Raw genomic sequence first — 20,478 nt, forward strand, 5'->3', positions numbered from 1 at the left:
GTTCGTCCGTCAGATCTGCACGCGCCACAACACAAGATCATTTCACAGGCGAGATCCACTTTCGCAACAGGCCCTAGTACTCCACCGGGGCCTTGTGGGCGGAGGTTGTCGCAGATCACGTTGACCGCCAGGCCCGGCAGGGCCTGGCGGTCGATCTCGTCGAGCAAGGTCGGGATGCCGGCCGGGTCGCGCACGGCACAGCCGCCTCCGGTGCGGCCGACACGAGTTCGGTGCGCCTGGTGGCCGCAGCCGAGCTGCCGGCTCGCAAGACGGTGTCCATGACGAAAGCGAGACAGACAGTGCCCGCAGGGGTGCCGGTGAGACCGGCCGTGTCATGGATTCCGGATCGCCATGGAGTGGGTGAAAATACCCCTCGGGTCCCACTTGCCCTTCACCCGCTGAAGCCGTCGGTACCCGTCCTTGAAGTACAGCTGGTGCCACGGCACCCCGGAGTCGTTGATCGAGGGGTCGGCCATGTCCGCATCGACGTAGTTGATGAAGCAGCCGTCGTTGACTCCGTCCGGGCGCGGCACACCGCCGGTCGCGCCGTAGACATCCCGGTAGAACTCTCGGATCCACTGCAGGTGCTTGGCGTCTTCGTCAGGGTTGGCCCACAGACTCACATAGAGCATCTTGATGATCGAGTCGCGCTGCGGCACCGCGGTCTCTGACGCGCCCACCGAGTTGACCCGGCCGCCGAACCCGGCCAGCACGACGATCCCTCCCGGATTATCGTAGTCAGTCCGGGTCATGTGCCTGTAGAACGCCTTGAGCTGCGCATCCGGGAAGGCCCTGCGCAGATAGGCCGACTTCGCCTTCCACCGGGCCGTGGCGCCTCCCACCCACCCCGACCACTGGGTGACGGCGTACAGCCACGGCACCTTCTTGCGGTCATTGACCTGATAGGTCAGGCCCGTACCCGCGTTGACCGCGGTGAGAAAGTCGTCGAGCAGCCCTTCCGCGCCGGGAAGCGAGGCGTCGATCTGCGTGCTCATCGAGAACGCCCCGGCGGAACGATGCTGGGGCTTGAGGTGGCTGAACAGGCCAGCGTACACGGAATCAGCTCCGGAGTTCTTCTCATGCCAGCGGCTGAAGTTCTTCAGCAGCCGGGTGAACGACTGCTCCGTCATGCCGCTCCACGACCAGCTGATGTCGGAGACCAGAAGCTCGGCAGGTGGCTGGGGAAGCATCGCAGACGGATCGGTGCCCGTCGCGTTCGGAGATCTGAGCCAATACCGGGTGATAACACCGAAGTTGCCGCCGCCGGCGCCGGTGTGGGCCCACCACAGGTCGCGGTTGGGGTCGGATGCCTCCCGGGTCGCCACGACCTTCCGGGCGTTGCCGTCCGCATCCACCACGACGACCTCGACGGCATACAAGTGGTCGACTGTCAGGCCGTGCAGCCGGGACAGCGGGCCGTAACCACCACCCGCAATGTGTCCGCCCGCCCCCACCGTCGGACACGTACCGCCCGGGATGGTCACTCCCCAGCCCTTGTACAGCGACCGGTACACCGTCCCCAGCAGCGCCCCTGGTTCGACTGCGAACGCCTGGCGCTCCCGGTCGTAGAAGACTCCGGTCATGCCCGACATGTCGATGACCACCCGCACATCCGCGTGGGTCACGAAATCCTCGTAGCAGTGACCGCCGCTGCGTACTGCGATCCGCTGGCCCCTGTCCACCGCCTCCTGGACCGCCTGCACCACCTGATCGGTCGAGCCGACCACCCGGACGTGGTCCGGAGTCCCGACCCAGCGCAGATTCACCCCCGACGCCAGACCCTGATAACGCGCGTCACTCGGGCCGACCCTCAGCGCGCCGGTCTCCGCAACCCCCTCCTCGCCGGCCGCACCGACGGCCACCGCCACTCCCTCGCCCAGGACGGGGGGAGCCAGGGCGACCCCAACTGTCGCGGCGGTGTTCCTCACGAATGTCCGGCGGGAGTACCCGGTCATGACCACATGCCTCCGGCGCAATTGAATTCAAGTGATTTCGGCATCGAGCCGCCTCCCGGAGTTCAGTCATTCTCCTTGCCGGCCGCATCGCCCCATGCTGCCGCGCTCCGGAGGGGAGCAATGCCCTCCCCCGGCAGTTGTGATGCCGTCGGATCCGGGACACCGGGCAAGGAGCCGCTCACGTCGGCTGCGAGCCTGCCGTCGGGGAACCGGCGCGGTGCCGAGCCCTGCGGAGGACAGGCGTCCGAGCGGTAGGGGTTCGACGAGTTCACATGAGCGTGGATACGGAATTCACCCGTCCTCCCCCGGTGTGAAAGCAATGCGGGCCGTACGCAATCGGCGACGAGCCGAGGTGCCCTTGCCGGGATCCGCGTTCAAGCCTGCGCAACCTCAGTCACGGCACGTTAATTGCCGGGTCTCCAGCGGCGCGATCGGACGAAGCCCCCTGCGCACCCGTCAGCGTGGCGATCCGTGCGGCAGGCCCCCTGAACCCGAGTTCCGTACCGACGGCAGATCTCACTGTTCGTCGCCCGCCGCCACCCTGTCGTCATCACCGCCTGTGCCCTCTCCCCGCGATGGAACCGGGAGGACGGCGCGGGCGTCACAGCGGTCCGCGGCCCCTGTCGGCCAGTGCCACGTACTCCTCGGGCTCCATCCCGCCCCCTTGGCCGAAGGCGGTGGTGAAGGCTTCCGCACCGAGTACGCCCCGTCCCGCCGCGGTGATCCGGTCGACGTCGCCCCGCTCGGCGGGCGGCAGAGGCGCTCCCGTCGACTCCCGGGCCGCGGCCGCCGCTCCCAGCAGCTGGGCGGCATGGATGTGATGGCCGGCGAGGGCTTGCGCTCCTGCCAGGCCTTCCAGAGCGAGCGCGAGAGCCCTGGGGTCGCCGGTCGCGCGTGCGACGTCGAATCCCTCCAGCTGAAGGGCCAGGGCTTCCCTCACCTCACCGCGCTGCTCGGCGATGAAGCCGAGTTCAGCCAGGATCAGCGCGTTGGCCCCGTCGAGCCCCATCCGACGGTGCCACTGCAGGACGTTGCGCATGTGCGCCTCGGCGATGTCCAACTCGCCCTCCCTACGGGCTCCGAGCCCGAGCCCGACCTCGGCGTTGACCTCCCCGACCCGGAAGCCCTGCTCGGCGGCGAGACCCATCGACCGCTCATGGAGTACCCGGGCCTGGGCGTGGTCGCCGACCAGCAGGGCGATCCGGCCGAGGCCAGTGAGCAGGTCGGCCGCCTCGGTCCACATGCCGAGCCGCTCTGCCATGCCCAGTCCTTCGCGGAGCAGCCGGGCGGCCCTGTCGTAGTCACCGAAGATCTCGGCCCAGGTCGCCAGCGCGGGAACGGTTCGCAGCTGTCCCCAGTGGTCTCCGAGTTTACGGAAGAGCTCGGCGCTGGCTTCGCCATCGCGTTCGACCGCAGCGAGGTCGCCGCGGAGCATCCTCTGCTGGGCCCGGTCGCTCAGCGCCGCGGCCTCCCCCCAGCGGTCTCCGAGCGCGCGGAAACCGTCCAGGGCCCGGTCGATGAGGTCCTCGCCGCCCGCGAGATCTCCGATGCTGCACAGGGCGTGGCCGAGGAACCACTGGGCCTCGGCCTCTCCGCGCGGGTCATCGAGCTTCTCGTACGCTTCGAGGGCTCCACGGCACCGGACGGCGCGGTCCGTGCCGTTTCCTTCGAAGATCGTGATGCCGGTGTGCCAGGCGCTGGCGCGGGCCCGAAGGCGTGCGGACAAGGGTCCCCCGGGACGCAGTCCGCGGGATGCCTCGTCCGCGGCGGTGAGCGCCGCCTCCAGTGAGCGCCGGGCCTCGCCGAGCCGGCCGCGCAGAATCCAGTACCACGTCAGGGTATTGACCAGGCGGAGGGTGAGGTCGATGTCGTCGCCGTCCAGGGCGGTGCGCAGGTTGGCGGAGTCCAGGTCGAGGCGCTCGAGCCACCGGCGTTGGGCGTGGCCGCGCAGGTGCGGTTCTGCCTCTTCGGCCAGGGCAGTGTAATAGCGCTGGTGGGCGAGGCGGACAGGAGCGAACTCCTCTGCTTCGCGCAGGCGCTCGAGGCAGTAGAGGGCGACGGATTCCAGAAGCCGGTAGCGGGGGCCGTGCGGGCTTTCGGTGACGACGACCAGCGAGCGGTCGACCAGGCGCGCGAGCAGGCTGAGGACGTCCTCAGCCTGTACGCACTGTCCGGCGCAGACCGCTTCCGCGGCTTCCAGGGTGCAGCCTTCCGCGTGGACGGCCAGGCGGCGCAGGACGGCCTGCTCGGGCTCGGTGAGCAGCTCCCAGCTCCAGTCGATCATTGAGCGGAGGGTCTGCTGGCGGGGCGGGGCGCCGCGGTGTCCGGCGTCCAGGAGGCGAAAGCGGTCGTCGAGGCGGCTGAGCAGGGTGTGGACGCCGAGAACGCGGACGCGGGTGGCCGCGAGTTCCAGGGCGAGGGGTATGCCGTCCAGGCGGCGGCAGATCGCCGCGACCGCTTCGCCGTTGTGCGCGTCGAGGGCGAATCCCGGCGCCGCGGCCGCGGCCCGCGCGACGAACAACCGGACCGCGCCCGCCTGTTCCAGGATCTCGGGCTCCCTGCCGGAGTCCTGGTCAGGCAGCTCGAGCGGCGGAACGGTCCACAGGGCCTCGCCGTCGACGGCGAGCGGCTCCTGGCTGGTCGTCAGGAGGCGCAGTCCGGGTACGGCGCGCAGCAGCAGCTCGGCAAGCCGGGCGGTCGGCTCGATGACGTGTTCGCAGTTGTCCATGACGAGCAGGAGCTGCTTGGTGCGCAGCGCGCTGATGAGCCGGTCGATCGGGGGGACCGGGATCCCAGTGGGGAGGAGACCTGCGGCGGCGTCCTCCCGGATGCCCAGGACCGTCATGAAGGCCTCGGTCAGCGAGTCCAACGCAGCCGCATCGCCCGAGAGGTCGAGGGCCGCGAGTTCGACCAGCCACGCACCGTCGGGGAAGGCCCCGGCGTGCCGGGAGGCCGTCTCCACGGCCAGTCGGGTCTTGCCGACCCCGCCGGAGCCGGTGAGCGTCACCAGACGCCCCGCGTTGAGCAGTGCACGTATCTCGGCCACCGCGCCGTCGCGGCCGATCAGCTCGGTGAGCGTGGCCGGCAGGTTGGTACGGGGCCGGGCCGCGGAAGCCGTCGGAGCGGGCTCGGGCGCCGGGGCCAGTCCCGGGTCCTGAGTCAGGATCGCCTGGTGGAGGGCGGCCAGTTCGAGGCTGGGATCCAGGCCCAGCTCCTCGGCAAGACGGGCGCGCAGCTCGTCGTAGCTGGCGAGCGCCTCGCTCTGCCGCCCGGCCCGGTAGAGCGCTCTCATCTGTGCCGCCCGCATACGCTCCCGCAACGGATGACTGGCCACCGCCTCGCCCAGATCGCTCACCAGCTGGCTGTGCTCACCCAGTTCGAGGCGCGCCTCGGCCTGCTCCTCCAGGGCCAGCAGGCGTTCTTCCGTCAGGCGGGTGATCGGAGCCTGGGTGAACGCCTCATCGGCGAAGTCGGCGAAGGCCGGGCCACGCCACAATGCCATCGCCTCCCCGAGCAGAGCCACCCGTACCCGGTGGTCGTCGGCAGCCCGGGCGCGGGCTGTCAGAGCCGCGAACCGTCCCGCGTCCACCGCATCGGCCTGCAGTTCGTACCCGGGTCGGCGGGCGACCACCAGGCTCCGGCTGCCCGGCTCCGCGTCCTCAAGCGCCCGGCGCAGCTGGGAGACCTTCGCCTGCAGGGCGCCCGAGGGGTTGCCTGGTGGCCCGTCAGGCCACAAATCGTCGATGAGCCGATCGGCCGAGACGACTTGCCCGTCGTGGGCCAGGAGGTTGGCGAGCAGCGCGCGGACCTTCCGCTCGGGGATCCTGACCCGTCGCCCGTCCGTCGTCCACACCGCCAGCGGTCCCAGCACCCCAAATCGCATGGCGTCAACGTAATGCAGCCGACAAGGGGAGACTCAGCCGATCCTCCGCAGTCTGTCAGAAGACCCGAGGAGGCCGGCAGGGCGGCCCGAAGTCCGCCCGAAGGTCTGTCCGAAGACGGCCCGAAGGGCGCCCGAAGCCGCTTGTCGCACGGTGGGTCAGGCCGACTCCTTCGTCACTCATCCCCGAGTCACTCATGGGCAACGTCGAGGTTTCGTCGTGCCGCCCCTGCCGGCGACCAAGGCGTCGGCAGGCCAGGAACCCGGAAAAGGATCATTCATGTCTTCGAACGCCGCATCCGCCTCCGCAGCCAGCTTGCGGGCCTCGCCCCGGCAGTGGTTCGGGCTGGCCATTCTGCTCCTGCCGACCATGCTGATGACAGCGGACCTCGGCGTGCTGTGGCTGGCAACGCCGTACTTGGCCGCCGATCTGCAGCCGTCCAGCAGCCAGTTGCTGTGGACCACCGACATCTATGGGTTCATGACCGCCGGCTTCCTGGTCATCATGGGGACCATGGGTGATCGCATCGGCCGCCGCAGGCTGCTGATGATCGGGGCCGTCGGGTTCATCATCGCCTCGCTGATCGCTGCCTACTCCACCAGTCCGGAGATGCTGATCGCCGCTCGTGGGGTACTCGGTGTCGCCGGCGCCGCGGTGCTGCCCTCCACCCTCTCACTGATCAGCCACATGTTCGCCGACCCCAGGCAGCGGGCCACTGCCATCGCCATGTGGGTGACCGCCCTGTCGGTCGGTCTCGCGATCGGCCCGGTCATCGGCGGAGGCCTGCTGGCCAGCTGGTGGTGGGGATCGGTCTTCCTGATCGGCGTGCCGGTCATGCTGCTGGCGCTGGTTACAGCTCCGGTGCTGCTGCCCGAGTACCGGGACCCCAACGCTGGACGCCTGGACCTGACGAGTGTCGCGCTGTTCCTGCTCGGCATCCTGCCGGTCGTCTACGGCATCAAGAGGATCGCCGAGTACGGCCTCAGCTGGCAGGTCGGGCTGGCCTTCGTGGCCGGCGCGGTCTTCAGCGTGCTCTTCGCACGCAGGCAGGGCAGGCTGGCGTCCCCGCTGCTGGACCTGCGCCTGTTCTCCAACCGCGGGTTCACCGGCGCACTGCTGACTCTGCTGTTCGGCATGACGGCCCTCAACGGCGTCGAGTACCTGGTCCCGCAGTACCTCCAGCAGGTCGCAGGACAGACGGCGCTGGGAGCAGGTCTGTGGCTGCTCCCCGGAGCCGTCGGGCTCATCCTCGGCTCCCAGCTGACTCCGGTCCTTGCCCGACGCGTGCGCCCGGCCTACGTCCTCCTGGTGGGAACGCTGGTCTCCTTGGTCGGTTACTGGATGACCGCCCAGGTCGGGAGCGACGACTCGGGTGTCGTCCTCGCCTCGGTCGCACTGGCCGTCATCATGCTCGGCGTCGCCCCGATCAGCGTGCTGGGCACCGCCCTTGCCGTCGGGTCCTCCGAGCCCGAGAAGGCCGGATCGGCCGCCGCGACCGGCCAGACCGCCTACGACCTCGGTCTGGCCATGGGCATCGCGGTCAGCGGCAGCGTCGCCGTCGCGGTCTACCGCAGCGAGGTGGCTGATTCCGCACCGTCCGGTGTTCCGGCCGCGGCCGCCGAGGCAGCACGCGACACCCTCGGCGGTGCCGCGGCCGCGGCCGCCAGGCTTCCGGGCGAGCTCGGCAACGATCTCCTCATCAGCGCCCGCGAAGCGTTCACCACCGGGCTCCACACGGCTGCATTCGTCAGTGTCGGCTTCGCGCTCGCGACCGCCGTCCTCATCTTCACGCTGCTCCGCCACATCCCCGCGTTCGGCTCTCAGGAGACCGCGCCGGAGGCCGTGGAATCCGGCGCACCCGAGGCGCAGCCAACGAACAAGGTTCCGACCCACTAGAGCCTCTTCCGGCCGGCCACTTGGGGCGGGTCCCCGGACTGCGGCAGGAGCTGCCGCGTCGCGAGGCGTGCAGGCAGCGCATGCCCACCAGCAGATCCGGGGCCTCCCGGCAGAGACGGCAGAAAAGATCGCAGAGTTCACGGAGGTAGTCGCTATGAGCAATCACAGGGGAGAGCGTGCAGTCGTGCTCGGCAGTGGCCTGGCAGGCATCTTCGCCGCCCGGGTGCTGGCAGAGTCCTACGCCCAGGTAACGGTGGTGGACCGTGACGAGCTGTCCGGCGTCAGCGGTCCGCGGCGTGGTGTTCCCCAAGGCCGCCACGTGCACGGGCTGCTGGCACGCGGTCAGCAGATCATCGAAGAGCTGTTTCCAGGCATTACCGAGGAAATGGCCGCGGAGGGGGCCCATACCGGCGATGTGGCCGATGACGTGCGCTGGTACATGAACGGCGAGCAGCTGCAGAAGACCCCCTCCGGGCTGGTCGCCCTGACCGCCAGCCGACCGTTTCTGGAGCGACACGTCCGCGCCAGGGTGCAGGCCCTGCCCAACGTGAGCCTCCTCGAGCGGTGCAACGTCCTCAGGCTGAAGGCGTCGCCCGACCGCGGCCGGATAACCGGGGTGTGGGTGCTGCGCCTGGAGGAGGGCAGCACCGAGGAGGCCCTGGACGCCGACCTGGTGATCGACACCACAGGGCGGGGATCACGTATCCCGGCGTGGCTGGAGGAGTTCGGCTACCCGCGGGTCGAGGAAGCCAAGCACAAGATCGGCCTGGGCTATACGACCCGCCACTACCGGATGCGGACCGACCCGTACCACGGCGCCATGGCGATCAACGCCGTAGCCTCACCCGACCTTCCCCGCGGCGTGATCGTCAGCAAGGTCGACGGGAACCGGAGCGTCGTGACCGCCTACGGCATTCTCGGCGACCACCCGCCGACCGTCCACGAGGGCTTCCTCGCCTTCATCAAGACCCTGCCGGTCCCGGACCTCTACGAAGCGCTGCTGGACGCCGAGCCGCTCGATGACCTGGTGGCGTACCGGTTCCCTGCGAACCTCCGGCGTCACTACGAGCGGATGGAGCGTTTCCCCGCCGGCCTGCTCGTCATGGGTGACGCGGTGTGCAGCTTCAACCCGTCCTACGCACAGGGCATGACCGTCTCCGCGATCTCGACGCTCACCCTTCGCCGGCATCTGCGGGAGCACTCCCAGCCGGAGCCGCTCCGGTATTTCCGCGAGGTGACCGAGGACGCCGTCGACGGAGCGTGGGCAATGGCGATCACCAGTGACCTGAGCTTTCCCGGAGTCGAGGGGAACCGCTCGGAAGAGGTCCTGCAGGGCCACGAGTACATCGCCCGGGTCCAGGCCGCCGCGGCCCGCGACAGCGAGGTGGCCGGTGTCCTGATGCGGGTGATCGGTCTCATCGATCCGCCCGAGGCACTGACACGTCCCGGCATCGAGCAGGCACTCCGCCGCAGCGAGGAGGGCGCGGGCCGGTAGGCGAATCGTCTCACCACCTCACAATCCCGACTCCCCTTCGTTGCCCGGCACATTCGCGCACAGCAGACAGGTTGGTCACATGCAGATATCTCTCGACGACTTGGTGTTCGACGTCGATGTGAGCGGTCCCGAGGACGGTCAGCCGGTCCTCCTCCTGCACGGCTTCCCGCAGAGCCGCCAGTCCTGGGACGAGGTCGTACCGCTTCTCAATGAAGCCGGCCTCCGCACGATCGCGTTCGATCAGCGTGGCTACTCCCCCGGCGCCCGCCCTGCGGGGGTGGACTCCTACAGACTGCCGCTGATCGCCGGCGACGCCCTGGGGATCCTCGACGCCCTGGGCCTCCCCTCGGCCCATGTGGTCGGCCACGACTGGGGCGCCGTCGTCGCCTGGTACATGGCCGCCCGTCACCCGGACCGGGTCAGCACGCTGACCGCGGTGGCCTTCCCCCACCTCGACGCCTACCAGTACGCCTTCCACAGCGACCCCGAGCAGCGGAAGAGCTCGGAATACGTGGACTTCCTCACCGCGGAGGGCCGGGCGGATTCGATGCTGCAGGACGGTGCTGCCAAGCTGCGGGACTGGTACCACGTGGTCGACACGGTGCTCACCGATGAGCAGATCGACCGGTACATGGCCCTGCACACCCAGCCCGGCGCACTCGACGCGGCGCTCAACTGGTACCGGGCAGGGACCCTCTTCGACGACAGCGGCAGCCTCGGTCCGGTCTCCGTGCCGACCACCTTCGTCTGGAGCGAAGCCGACCCCTCGGTCAGCACTCTCGCCGCCGAGAAGACTGCGGAGTACGTCACAGGCCCCTATCGGCTGGTGACCCTGAAGGGGATCTCGCACTGGCAGCCTGAAGAGGTGCCGGGGACAGTCAGCGCCGAGATCCGGGACCGGGTGCGCCAGCACCTGAAGAACTGAGGCCGACCGCCCCATGGGCTGGGAGAAGGAGCGGCGTCCGGGCGGGTCCGGCGGCGCGGAGGAGGGAGTCGACGCGGACCGTCGGCGACCGAGGACAACTCTGCCGAGCGAGCACCGGCGCCGCGACGCCGCCCCCTGGTGCTGGTCGGCCCGAGGCGTGTTGTGGAGGCAGCGCCGTCCGTCCGGGGGGCACGCGGCGTCAGGCCACCTCGCTTCGCGTCACCGCGTGCGGCCGTGAGGCGACAGCGGCGCCAGGAACGCGCCGGCCGCCGTTGACGACCAGGGTGGGCGGTTTCCCGGCGCCTGTGGTCGCCGGTCCAACTCGCCGGGGCGTCCGGGCGGTTCGCGACGGCCCTCGGCCGGCACCGCAGGGACAACGCAGATCGGGCGGTTCGATGACCGCCCGGCGGACGTCGGTGACAGCGTGAGTCGTCGCGCACCCGGTCGGCCGGGCAGGCAGCCGGTAGCGGCGACGGTCGAACGCGTAGGTCGGCAGCGGGACCTTCCGGCCGGGCTGTCCGGCGTAGGCCTCGGCCATCAACGGCGAGTGGAAGGCGGACGATACGCGCAGTGGGGTGACTGTCCAGCCCTGGCCGCGCAGGTGCTCGGTGGCCGCCGCAAGCGAGTCGGCACCGCCGGATATGACGCACCGTTCGGGCGCGTTGACGGCCGCGGCTCCCAGGTCCGGCCATCTGGTGAGCAGCGGGACGACCTCGTCGGCCGGGGCCGACACCGCGGCCATGCCGCGCCTCGTCAAGGCGGGCATCCCCGAGACCGAGCGGCCTCGGGAGCAGTGGCGCCTGGCCCTGGACACGCGCGACGAGGTCCGCCAGGACACCTCATCCGCCCGGTGCCCGCCCGTCCCGCAACCCACCCGACCATGAACCCGGCCACACGCAGGGGATTTGTCCCTTGCGGATGCTACGGCCGGTGGTGGTCTGCTGGCCGGAGGGGCATGTCTGCCGCACCTGCCACGACCGCGATCACGCCCGGTCTGCCCTGGCTCAGGGCGCGTTCATCGTCACTTCCCGGGCCTCTGACGAACCGCAGCGGCTCACGACGGCACAAGCCGTTCGTGTGATGGACGGCACGCTCCACTGCCGACACCCAGCCTGACACCAGACCGGCCGCCTGCAGCCGCAGCAGACTCACAGCGGATCGTAAGCGGATCATAAGCGCTGGTCTGCAGGGTTGAGGACGTGGCAAGACCAACCACCGGGAAGGGGGGCCGACTCGTGCGAGAAGTGCCCCCTCATGAGACCGGAGCCAGCCCGCCCGTCCCGGGCGCGACCGGACCGCGGCACAGCCTCCCGAGCGTCGGCGGTCCTCGGTCGTCGCTCCAAGGGGCATAGGGGCGGCGCCGGTCCTGCCCTCGTCGCCGCCACGGTATCGCGCACCTGCTGGGGGCGGACCAGCTCGGTCCTCATCCCCCTCGATGTCCCTCGTTACCTCTCGCGGCCCCAGCCGCGCCGGAAACACCAGGAATAAAGATGCCTCGTCATCAGGTCACCGAGACCTCCTTCAACATCACCCGTGGAGACGACCCAGGGCCCGATTCACGCCGGTGGAAGGCCTTGGCGCTGCTGTGCGCCGCGTACTTCATGGTGATCGTCGACTCCCAGATCGTGATCCTGGCCATGCCGTTCATCGAGAGCGAACTGGGCTTCACCCCGGCCGGCGTGCAGTGGGTCATGAGCGCCTACCTGCTCAGCTTCGGCGGTCTGCTGCTGTTTGGCGGCCGTACGGCCGACCTGCTGGGCGGGCGGCGGATGTTCATGATCGGCACGGCCCTCTTCCTGGCCGCCTCGCTGCTCTGCGGCCTGGCCGTGACGAGTGAGATGCTGATTGCGGCACGCATCGCGCAGGGGGTGGCGGCAGCCATCATGACGCCGACTGCCATGGCGGTGCTGATGCACACCTTCGGCGAGGGTCCCGAGCGCAACAAGGCGCTGGGTGTCTGGACCGGGATCGGGGCGTTCGGCGCGACCGCCGCCCTGCTGATCGGAGGCCCGATCACCGAGCTGCTCGGCTGGGAGTGGATCTTCTTCATCAACATTCCCATCGCCGGACTCATCCTCCTGCTGGGGCCGCGCGTGCTGCGTGAGACCCCGGTCCGTCCTGGCAAGCGCTCGTTCGACCCCTTCGGCGCACTGACCGTCACCCTCGCGGTCGCCCTGCTCGTCTACGGGGTCGTCGAGGCCCCTGAGGTGGGCTGGGGTTCCGGCCGGACGATCGGTCTGCTGGTCGCTGCAGCGGTGCTCGCCGTCCTCTTCCTTATGATCGAGGCCCGTTCGAAGTCGCCCCTGGTGCCGCTGAAGATCTTCCGCTCGGCCACCTTCGTGGGCGGCAACCTGCTGATGCTGCTGGTCGCCATGTCCGTCTTCGGCGGTGCTCTGATCACCTCGCTGTACGCCCAGCAGGTCCTGGGTTACTCCGCGATCGTGTTCGGCCTCAGCACGGCGATCTACGCCGCGATGTCCATCATCGGCGCGAACGTCGGGGCCCGCCTCGCCGGCAAGGTCGGCTACAAGCTGATCGCCCTGGTCGGCGCGATCCTGCTCGGAACCGGACTTCTGCTGCTGTCCCAGGTGTCGGCCGACGGAAACTACTGGAGCGACCTGTTCTGGGGCCTGGTGGTCTTCGGCACCGGCATCGGCAGCACCAACGTCGCCGCCTCCATCGCCGCGCTTTCCGGAGTGCGGCCCGAGGAGTCGGGTCTGGCCTCCGGAGTGAACGGCGCGGTCTTCCAGATCGGTGCGGCGTTCGGCATCGCCATCTCCTCCACTGTCGCGGTGGCCGTAACCGACGGCTCCGAGTCCCGCTTCGCCCTGACGGAGGGGTTCCAGGGCGCATTCCTGGCCACCGCCGTCTTCGCCGGCCTCGCCCTGCTCACCGCCCTGGCCATGTTCCTGATCCGGCAGCCCGCAGCCGCCTCCCACCAAGCGGCCGAGGCCGAGGTGCCCGAACCGGCCAAGAACTGAACAACTCCGGGGAACCGGACGCTCCATCAGCGCTTCGAGGGCTACTCAAGTCCTCGAAGCGCCCCTTTCTCGGGAGACCCCATGACAGTCACTCTCCCCTCGTATGCCCGCGACCCGCTCAGGGCGCCGGTCAAGAGTCGTAGTCGCTGGTGGACGCTTCCCGTCCTCCTGGCAGCCGTCTTCATCACCACGCTCGACTTCTTCATCGCCAACGTCGCCGTCCCCTCGATCCGCGCGGACCTGCAAGCCGGTGCCGCCTCCGCGCAATTCGTTGTCGCCGGGTACGGCCTCGCCTACGCGGCAGGCCTGATCATCAGCGGGCGGCTCGGCGACCTGTACGGACCACGCCGCGTCTTCACCGTGGGGCTGGCGCTGTTCACCCTGGCCTCCGCGGCCTGCGGGGCGGCGCCCGACGCGTCTTTCCTGGTGTTCTCCCGGGTCGTGCAAGGCACCGCGGCGGCACTGATGGGCCCTCAGGTACTGGCGCTGCTCGCTGCCCTGTACGCCGGCGCCGACCGGCCCAGGGCCTTCGGCTGGTACGGCGCTGCCGTCGGCCTCGCAGGGGTGAGCGGGCAGGTGGTAGGCGGGCTGCTCGTCGCGGCCGACCCGGCAGGCCTGGGCTGGCGTGCCTGCTTCCTGGTCAACATCCCCATCGGCGCGGCAGCGCTGGTGATGACCCGCCGGCTGATACCCGAGTCGCGCGCCACGGCCGCACTGCCCCGGCCATCTCGCGCGTGGGCTGCTGTGGACCTGCCGGGGGCGGTCCTCGTCGCGACGGGACTGGTCGCGATCGTGCTGCCCCTGATTCAAGGACGCGAGCAGGGCTGGCCCGCGTGGACGTGGTTCAGCCTGGCCGCGTCGGTGCCGGTGATGGCCGCATTCATCGCACGCCAGCGACGGCGCGCCGCCACCGGCAGGGAGCCGCTGCTCGACCTGGGGCTGTTCACTGAACGCGGGTTCACCTTCGGGCTGCTGGCCGTGGCGCTGCTGTTCGCGAACTCGGCCGGACTGTCCTTCGTACTCGCGGTCTTCCTGCAGGAAGGGCTGGGACTCAGCCCGGTCACGTCGGGGGCGGTGTTCACAGCGATCAACGCGGGATTCCTGCTGGCCTCCCTGCAGACCCGGCGGCTGACCCGCAGGCTGGAGCGACGGCTGCCAGTCGTCGGCGCGCTCGCTCTGACCTGCGGACTTGCTCTGATCCATCAAGCGATCAACTACGCCGACCCGTCACTGCGGTTGCTGCCCGGCCTGTTCCTGACGGGAGCGGGCATGGGCCTGGTGATGTCTCCGCTGATCTCCGCGGTTCTGGCCAGTGCAGGGTCCCGTCACAGGGGCGGTGCTTCAGGGGTGCTTGGCACAGTCCAGGAGACCGGGGGTGTCCTCGGCATCGCGGTCACCGGCCTGGTGTTCTTCGGAGCGCTCGAAGGGGGTACGGAGTGGACTGGCGCCGTCCGTGCCGGAATCGCCCTGCTGATCTCCTCCTCCGTCGCGGTAGTCGCCCTGATCTGGCTTCACTTCAGAGCACGAATGACGAACTGACGGCGCTCGTGACCCGTCCAGGCACGGCCTCGGGATCACAGTCGGGGTCACCGTACGGTCGACGTCGGCGAGGCAACGGCCCGCGTGCGGGTGGACTTCATCCTGCAGCCGAGACCATCGAGGGCAAGCAGAGCCCGGTCCGGTTCGAGCGCGCCGCCACGCTCGAACTCCGCCGCGAATGCCTCGCTGCCCAGTGCCTGCAGCGCCGTGGCCGAGATCCGGTCGACGTCACCCCGTTCGGCGGCAGGCAGCGGCGCTCCCGCCGCATGTCTGGCTGCCGCCGCAGTCCCCAGCAGCAGGGCCGCTTGGTCGGGGTGCCCGGCGAGGGACCGGGCTCCGGCGAGCCCTTCCAGCGCCAGCGCCATCGCCCGGGGGTCACCCACGTCCCGTGCGGTTGAGAAGCCCTCGAGGTGCAGGGCCAGCGCGGTCTCGGCGTCACCGCGCTGTTCGGCGATGAACCCGAGTTCGGCCAGGATCAGCGTGTTGCCCGGCTCGACGTCCACCCGACCGTAGAACTCAAGCACGGTGCGCAGGTGCTTCTCGGCAGCATCGAGTCTGCCCATCCTGCGCGCGCCAAGACCGAGGCCGATCTCGGCGAAGATCTCGGCGGGCCTGAAGCTCTGCTCCGTGGCGAGCAGCAGGGCCCGGTTGTGGAACTCGCGGGCCTGCGTGTAATCGTGGGCCAGCAGCGCCAGCCTGCCGAGCCCGCACAGCTTGTACGCGACCTCGGGCCACAGCCCGAGGTCCTCGGCCATCCGCAGGCCGTCGCGATAGAGCCGTCCCGCCTGCTCGTAGTCTCCGTTGATCTCGGCGAGCGACGCGAGAGGGAAGATGGTCTGCACCTGTCCCCACCGGTCGCCCAGCTCGCGGAACCTGGCAGCGCTCTGCTCGCCCTCCCTCTTCAGCGCGTCCAGATCGCCTCGTGTCAGTGCCTGGTGGGCCCGGATGCTCAGTGCCGCGGCCACGCCCCAGTGGTCCTCGAAGCCGCGGAACTCGGGGATGGCCCGGTTCACCAGGTCCTCGCCTGCGGCCAGGTCGCCCGCGAAGAAGAGTGCGAAGCCGTGGAACCACTGCGCCTTGGCGAGTCCCTGCCGGTCGTCGATGGTGTCGTACAGCTTCAAGGCGGCGCGGCTCTCTGCCGCAGGGTCGGCACCTACGCCCTGAAGGATGACGATCCCCGCCCGCCAGGCCACCGCGGCGGCCCGGGCTGCGTCGGGAGCGCCGCCCTCCATGGCCAGGACCGCCTCCAGCGACCGGCGAGCCTCCCTGAGCCTGCCTCTCAGGTACAGGTACCAGGCCATCGCGTTGACCAGCCGCAACGCGAGCCGCTGATCGCTCCCAAGCACTGCGCTGTCCAGCGCGGAGCGGAGGTTGGCGGTCTCCACGTCCAGGCGCTCCAGCCACCGGCGCTGGTCCTGCCCCCGCAGATGCGGCTCGGCCCGCTCGGCGAGATCGGCATAGTACGAGGCATGCCGCTGCGTCACTGCGCCGAACTCGCCCGCATCGCGGAGCCGCTCGATGCAGTAGACCGCGACGGACTCCAGCAACCGGTATCTCGGCCCGTCTGCTGAGTCGGTCACGGCCACCAGGGAGCGGTCCACAAGCCTGGCGAGCAGGTCCAGAACATGGACGTCCTTCAGGCTGTCCCCGGCGCACACCTGTTCCGCGGCCTGGAGAGTGCACCCTTCCGCCTGTACGGCGAGGCGGCGCAGGACGATGCACTCCGACTCGGTCAGCAGCTCCCAGCTCCAGTCGATCACCGCCCTGAGCGTCCGCTGCCTGGCAGGGACGCCTCTTTGCCCACTGGCCAGCAGTCCGAACCTGTCATCGAGACGGGCGACCAGCTCGTGTACGCCCAGTACCCGCACCCTGGTGGCCGCCAGTTCCAGGGCCAGCGGGATCCCGTCCAGCCGCCGGCAGAGCTCCGCGACCGCGCCCGCGTTGCCGTCGCTGAGGGCGAAGCCCGGGGCCACCGCGGCCGCTCTGGCCACGAAGAGCTGCACTGCGCTGCTGTCAAGCATTGCGGAAGGCTCGGCCGCGGGATCGGGCAGCTCCAGCGACGGCACGTCCAAGAGCAGCTCGCCGGCCATGCCCAGGGGCTCCTGGCTCGTCGCCAGGACGCGCACCGCGGGCGCGGCGAGCAGCAACGGCCCCACCAGCTCAGCGATCTGTTCGATCACGTGCTCGCAGTTGTCGAGCACAAGCAGCAGCTGCTTGTCGCGCAGTGCCTCATGGAGCCGGTCGGCAGGACCAGCCGGCTCCCCCACAGGCAGCCCGTCCTCCCTGATTCCCAAGACCGCCATGATGGCCTCCGCCGGCGAGGCGGCCGCGTTCCGGCGGAGCGCAGCCAACTCCACCAGCCACGCGCCGTCGGGGTACGTGGCCGCGAGCCGGGTGGCTGTCTCGATCGCCAGCCGGGTCTTGCCCACTCCCCCGGAGCCGGTGAGGGTCACCAGCCGGCCGGCGGCCAGCATCCTGCACACCTCGGAGACCGCGCCCTCCCTGCCGACCAGTCCGGTCAGCGGGCTGGGCAGATTTGTACGCACCCGAGCTGCGGGCGCCTGCGCGGCGTCGAGTTCCGGATCCTGCCTCAGGATCGCCTGGTGGAGGGCGACAAGCTCGGGCGCGGGATCGAGGCCCAGCTCGTCGGCGAGCCGTGCCGCGAGGTCGCCGTAGCTCGCGAGCGCCTCGCTCTGCCGCCCGGAACGGTAGAGGGCCAACATGTGGGCGGCGCGCAGCCGTTCTCGGAAGGGCTGGGTGTCAACCAGGTCGCCGAGCTCGCCGACCAGCAGGCGGTGCTCGCCGAGTGCGAGCCGTACCTCTGCCTGCTCTTCGAGTGCGACCAGCCTCTGCTCTTCCAGGCGCGTGATCGCGGGTCTGGCGAACTCGTCGTCGGCGAAGTCGGCCAGCGCCGGTCCCCGCCACAGGACCATGGCGTCAGACAGCAGCCTCGCCTTGGTGCGAAGGTCGTCCGTCTCGCGCGACCGCGTGATCAGTTCCGTGAACCGGCCCGTGTCCACTGCGCAGGAGTCGACCCGCAGCAGGTACCCGGCTGACTGGTGGACCAACAGGTTCCGGGCACCGGGCTCCGCCTGTTCGAGCGCCCGCCGCAGCTGCGAGACCCTGCCCTGCAGCGTGTTGGCGGGATTGCCGGGAGGATCGTCGCCCCACAGGGCGTCGACGAGCGTGTCCGTTGACACCGCGCGCCCGTTGGCCAGCAGCAACGCAGCCAGCAGGGCACGGACTTTCGCCTCGGGGACCCTGACTGGCTGCCCGTCGGTTGTCCAAGCCGCCAGCGGCCCAAGCACCCCAAAACGCATGGCCCTCACGATAGCCCAGCTCACAGAGGGCTCACGGGTCCTCAGCGGGACCTCAGGGAGGCAGCAGCGGCCTCCGGCGGTTGGCGCCTGACTGCCCGGCCGGGATCACGGAAACAGACATGGGTGCGGCTCGTTTCGAGGAAGGGTGCTGATCAGGCGGTGAGGGTGTGGGGGGTTGACCCTGGAGGTCTGGCGGCATCCACGAGTGGGGCACGCCAGGCGTCGTATCCGCACCCGCACGACAACCCGGCGGCCGTCGACCGGCACGTCGGCCACCGTCCGCTCGTGACAGCTGTGCACGCGCGCAGACTCCGTGCCGCAATCCGGGCAGGCGCCCCAGCCCCCGGGAGTCCGCGCCAGCACGCGGATCTCGTCCCCGTCGTCCCGCACGTGCTCGATGACGAGCGGAGACAGCCCCGAAAACACCACGCCTACAAGGCTGTTGACATCACTCATGACTCATCGTGACATGTTCGCACGATCCGTCACCACCGAATCTGCGACAGAGCCGAAGACCGTACAGACCCTCGGCGCAGGCGATCACCGCCTGTCAGCCGATGACGGTCCAGGTGTCGGTGCCGGTGAGTAGTGCGGGCAGGTCGCCCTTGCCGTTGTGTTCGATGGCGGTGTCGAGTTGGTCGGCCATCTGGGTGTCGTAGACGGGCCGGTCGACGCTGCGCAGCACCCCGATGGGGGTGTGGTGGAGGGTGTCGGGGTCGGCGAGGCGGGAGAGGGCGAAGGCGGTGGTGGGGGATGGGTTGTGGGCGTCGTGGAGCAGGATGCTCGGCTCGTTCTCGGCTGTTACCGTGACGACCTTGAGGTCGCCGGTGGCCGGGTCGCGTACGACGCCGTTGGAGCCGAGTCCGGTGTCGAGGGGGGCGCCGAAGCGGATGGGCCGGCCGTGTTCGAGGCGGATGACGGCGTCCTGGGCCTGGTCGTTGTCCTTGAGGGCGTCGAAAGCGCCGTCGTTGAAGATGTTGCAGTTCTGGTAGATCTCCACCAGCGCGGTACCAGGGTGGTCGGCGGCTTGGCGCAGCACGTCGGTGAGGTGCTTGCGGTCGGAGTCGATGGTGCGGGCGACGAAGGAGACTTCTGCGCCGATGGCGAGGGAGACGGGGTTGAAGGGCGCGTCGAGCGAGCCCATCGGCGTCGACTTGGTGATCTTGCCGACCTCGGAGGTGGGGGAGTACTGGCCCTTGGTCAGGCCGTAGATCCGGTTGTTGAACAGCAGGATCTTCAGATTCACGTTGCGGCGCAGGGCGTGGATGAGGTGGTTGCCGCCGATGGACAGGGCGTCGCCGTCACCGGTGACGACCCACACCGACAGGTCGCGGCGGGAGGTGGCGAGGCCGGTGGCAATGGCGGGGGCGCGGCCGTGGATGGAGTGCATCCCGTAGGTGTTCATGTAGTACGGGAAGCGGGAGGAGCAGCCGATCCCGGAGACGAAGACGATGTTCTCCTTCGCCAGGCCCAGCTCGGGCATGAAGCCCTGCACGGCGGCGAGGACCGCGTAGTCGCCGCAGCCGGGGCACCAGCGTACTTCCTGGTCGGACTTGAAGTCCTTCATGGACTGCTTGGCCTCGGCCTTGGGGACCAGCGACAAGAGCGTCTGGTTCGACTTAGACACCGATGGCCTCCTTGAGAGCTTCTGCGAGCTGCTCGGCCTTGAACGGCATGCCGTTGACCTGGTTGTAGGACTGTGCATCGACCAGGTAGCGGGCCCGGATCAGGGTGGCGAGCTGGCCGAGGTTCATCTCCGGCACCACCACCTTGCTGTAACGCCGCAGCACCTGCCCGAGATTGGGCGGGAAGGGGTTGAGGTGGCGCAGATGGGCCTGCGCGATGGGGATGCCGGCGGTCCGCAGCCGGCGTACGGCGGCGGTGATCGGCCCGTACGTCGATCCCCAGCCCAGCACCAGCGTGCGGGCGCCGTCCGGGTCCTGGACACTCAGCTCCGCCACCTCGATACGGTCGACCTTGGCCTGCCGGGTGCGGACCATGAAGTCGTGGTTGGCCGGGTCGTAGGAGATGTTGCCGGTGCCGTCCTGCTTCTCGATCCCGCCGATCCGGTGCTCCAAGCCGGGCGTGCCGGGTACCGCCCAGGGGCGGGCGAGGGTCTGCGGGTCCCGCTTGTACGGCCAGAACACCCGGCTGCCGTCCGCCAGCTCATGATTGGGGCCGGAGGCGAACTGAACGCGCAGGTCGGGCAGCTCGTCGAGGTCCGGGATCCGCCACGGCTCGGAGCCGTTGGCCAGATACCCGTCGCTCAGCAGGAACACCGGCGTCCGGTAGGTCAGCGCGATCCGCGCCGCCTCGATCGCCACCTCGAAGCAGTCCGCCGGCGTCCGCGGGGCGACGATGGGGACCGGTGCCTCGCCGTTGCGCCCGTACATCGCCTGCAGCAGGTCCGCCTGCTCGGTCTTGGTGGGCAGGCCGGTGGAGGGCCCGCCGCGCTGGATGTCGACGATCAGCAGCGGCAGCTCCAG

General features: G+C 69.8%; 11 protein-coding genes and 2 pseudogenes. 5 read left to right on the plus strand and 8 right to left on the minus strand.

Annotated features, from left to right (window positions below):
• The 3 genes from NLX86_RS33380 to NLX86_RS33390 form a co-directional block, all read right to left on the minus strand.
• A partial coding sequence (locus NLX86_RS33380; protein WP_254375579.1) for a hypothetical protein occupies window positions 1–194 on the minus strand: 194 nt, incomplete at its 3' end.
• A gap of 138 nt (window positions 195–332) precedes the next feature.
• Window positions 333–1,955 carry an FAD-binding oxidoreductase gene (locus NLX86_RS33385; protein ID WP_254375580.1) on the minus strand — a complete coding sequence of 541 codons (1,623 nt, stop codon included), beginning with the start codon at window positions 1,953–1,955 and terminating at the stop codon, window positions 333–335.
• A 601-nt stretch (window positions 1,956–2,556) separates the two neighbouring features.
• Window positions 2,557–5,838, minus strand: a complete 3,282-nt coding sequence (locus NLX86_RS33390) for a BTAD domain-containing putative transcriptional regulator (RefSeq protein ID WP_254375581.1) — start codon at window positions 5,836–5,838, stop codon at window positions 2,557–2,559.
• A 277-nt stretch (window positions 5,839–6,115) separates the two neighbouring features.
• On the opposite strand from NLX86_RS33390, the gene NLX86_RS33395 reads away from it, so the two are divergent.
• From NLX86_RS33395 to NLX86_RS33405, 3 genes are all read left to right on the plus strand, one after another.
• Complete coding sequence (locus NLX86_RS33395; RefSeq protein ID WP_254375582.1) at window positions 6,116–7,732, plus strand: MFS transporter; 1,617 nt, start codon at window positions 6,116–6,118, stop codon at window positions 7,730–7,732.
• 154 nt (window positions 7,733–7,886) lie between these two features.
• Window positions 7,887–9,227 (plus strand): NAD(P)/FAD-dependent oxidoreductase, encoded by a 1,341-nt coding sequence (locus tag NLX86_RS33400; RefSeq protein WP_254375583.1) that lies wholly within the window; start codon window positions 7,887–7,889, stop codon window positions 9,225–9,227.
• A gap of 79 nt (window positions 9,228–9,306) precedes the next feature.
• A complete protein-coding gene (locus NLX86_RS33405; RefSeq protein ID WP_254375584.1) occupies window positions 9,307–10,152 on the plus strand; it encodes an alpha/beta fold hydrolase in 846 nt (281 codons plus the stop codon).
• A gap of 199 nt (window positions 10,153–10,351) precedes the next feature.
• On the opposite strand, the gene NLX86_RS33410 is transcribed toward NLX86_RS33405, so the two are convergent.
• Window positions 10,352–10,894: a hypothetical protein gene (locus NLX86_RS33410; protein ID WP_254375585.1), complete on the minus strand. Its 543-nt coding sequence runs from the start codon at window positions 10,892–10,894 to the stop codon at window positions 10,352–10,354.
• 748 nt (window positions 10,895–11,642) lie between these two features.
• Between NLX86_RS33410 and NLX86_RS33415 the strand changes: the two genes are divergently transcribed.
• Together NLX86_RS33415 and NLX86_RS33420 are read left to right on the plus strand one after the other, a co-directional pair.
• On the plus strand, window positions 11,643–13,133 hold the full coding sequence (locus NLX86_RS33415) for an MFS transporter (protein WP_254375586.1): 1,491 nt from the start codon (window positions 11,643–11,645) through the stop codon (window positions 13,131–13,133).
• Window positions 13,134–13,214: 81 nt separating this feature from the next.
• On the plus strand, window positions 13,215–14,672 hold the full coding sequence (locus tag NLX86_RS33420) for an MFS transporter (RefSeq protein WP_254375587.1): 1,458 nt from the start codon (window positions 13,215–13,217) through the stop codon (window positions 14,670–14,672).
• 47 nt (window positions 14,673–14,719) lie between these two features.
• Here NLX86_RS33420 and NLX86_RS33425 read toward each other — a convergent pair whose 3' ends face one another.
• The 4 genes and pseudogenes from NLX86_RS33425 to NLX86_RS33440 all read right to left on the minus strand — a co-directional run.
• The gene (locus NLX86_RS33425) at window positions 14,720–17,992 is read right to left on the minus strand and encodes a BTAD domain-containing putative transcriptional regulator (protein ID WP_254375588.1); all 3,273 of its coding nucleotides are present in this window, start codon (window positions 17,990–17,992) and stop codon (window positions 14,720–14,722) included.
• 168 nt (window positions 17,993–18,160) lie between these two features.
• Window positions 18,161–18,448: pseudogene (locus NLX86_RS33430) on the minus strand (transposase family protein); the annotation flags it as partial.
• 94 nt (window positions 18,449–18,542) lie between these two features.
• A complete protein-coding gene (locus tag NLX86_RS33435; RefSeq protein WP_254375589.1) occupies window positions 18,543–19,559 on the minus strand; it encodes a 2-oxoacid:ferredoxin oxidoreductase subunit beta in 1,017 nt (338 codons plus the stop codon).
• A 52-nt stretch (window positions 19,560–19,611) separates the two neighbouring features.
• Window positions 19,612–20,478 (minus strand): annotated as a pseudogene (locus NLX86_RS33440) (2-oxoglutarate ferredoxin oxidoreductase subunit alpha); the annotation flags it as partial.

Origin of the sequence: Streptomyces sp. A3M-1-3, assembly GCF_024213665.1 — a bacterium.
GTDB lineage: Bacteria > Actinomycetota > Actinomycetes > Streptomycetales > Streptomycetaceae > Streptomyces.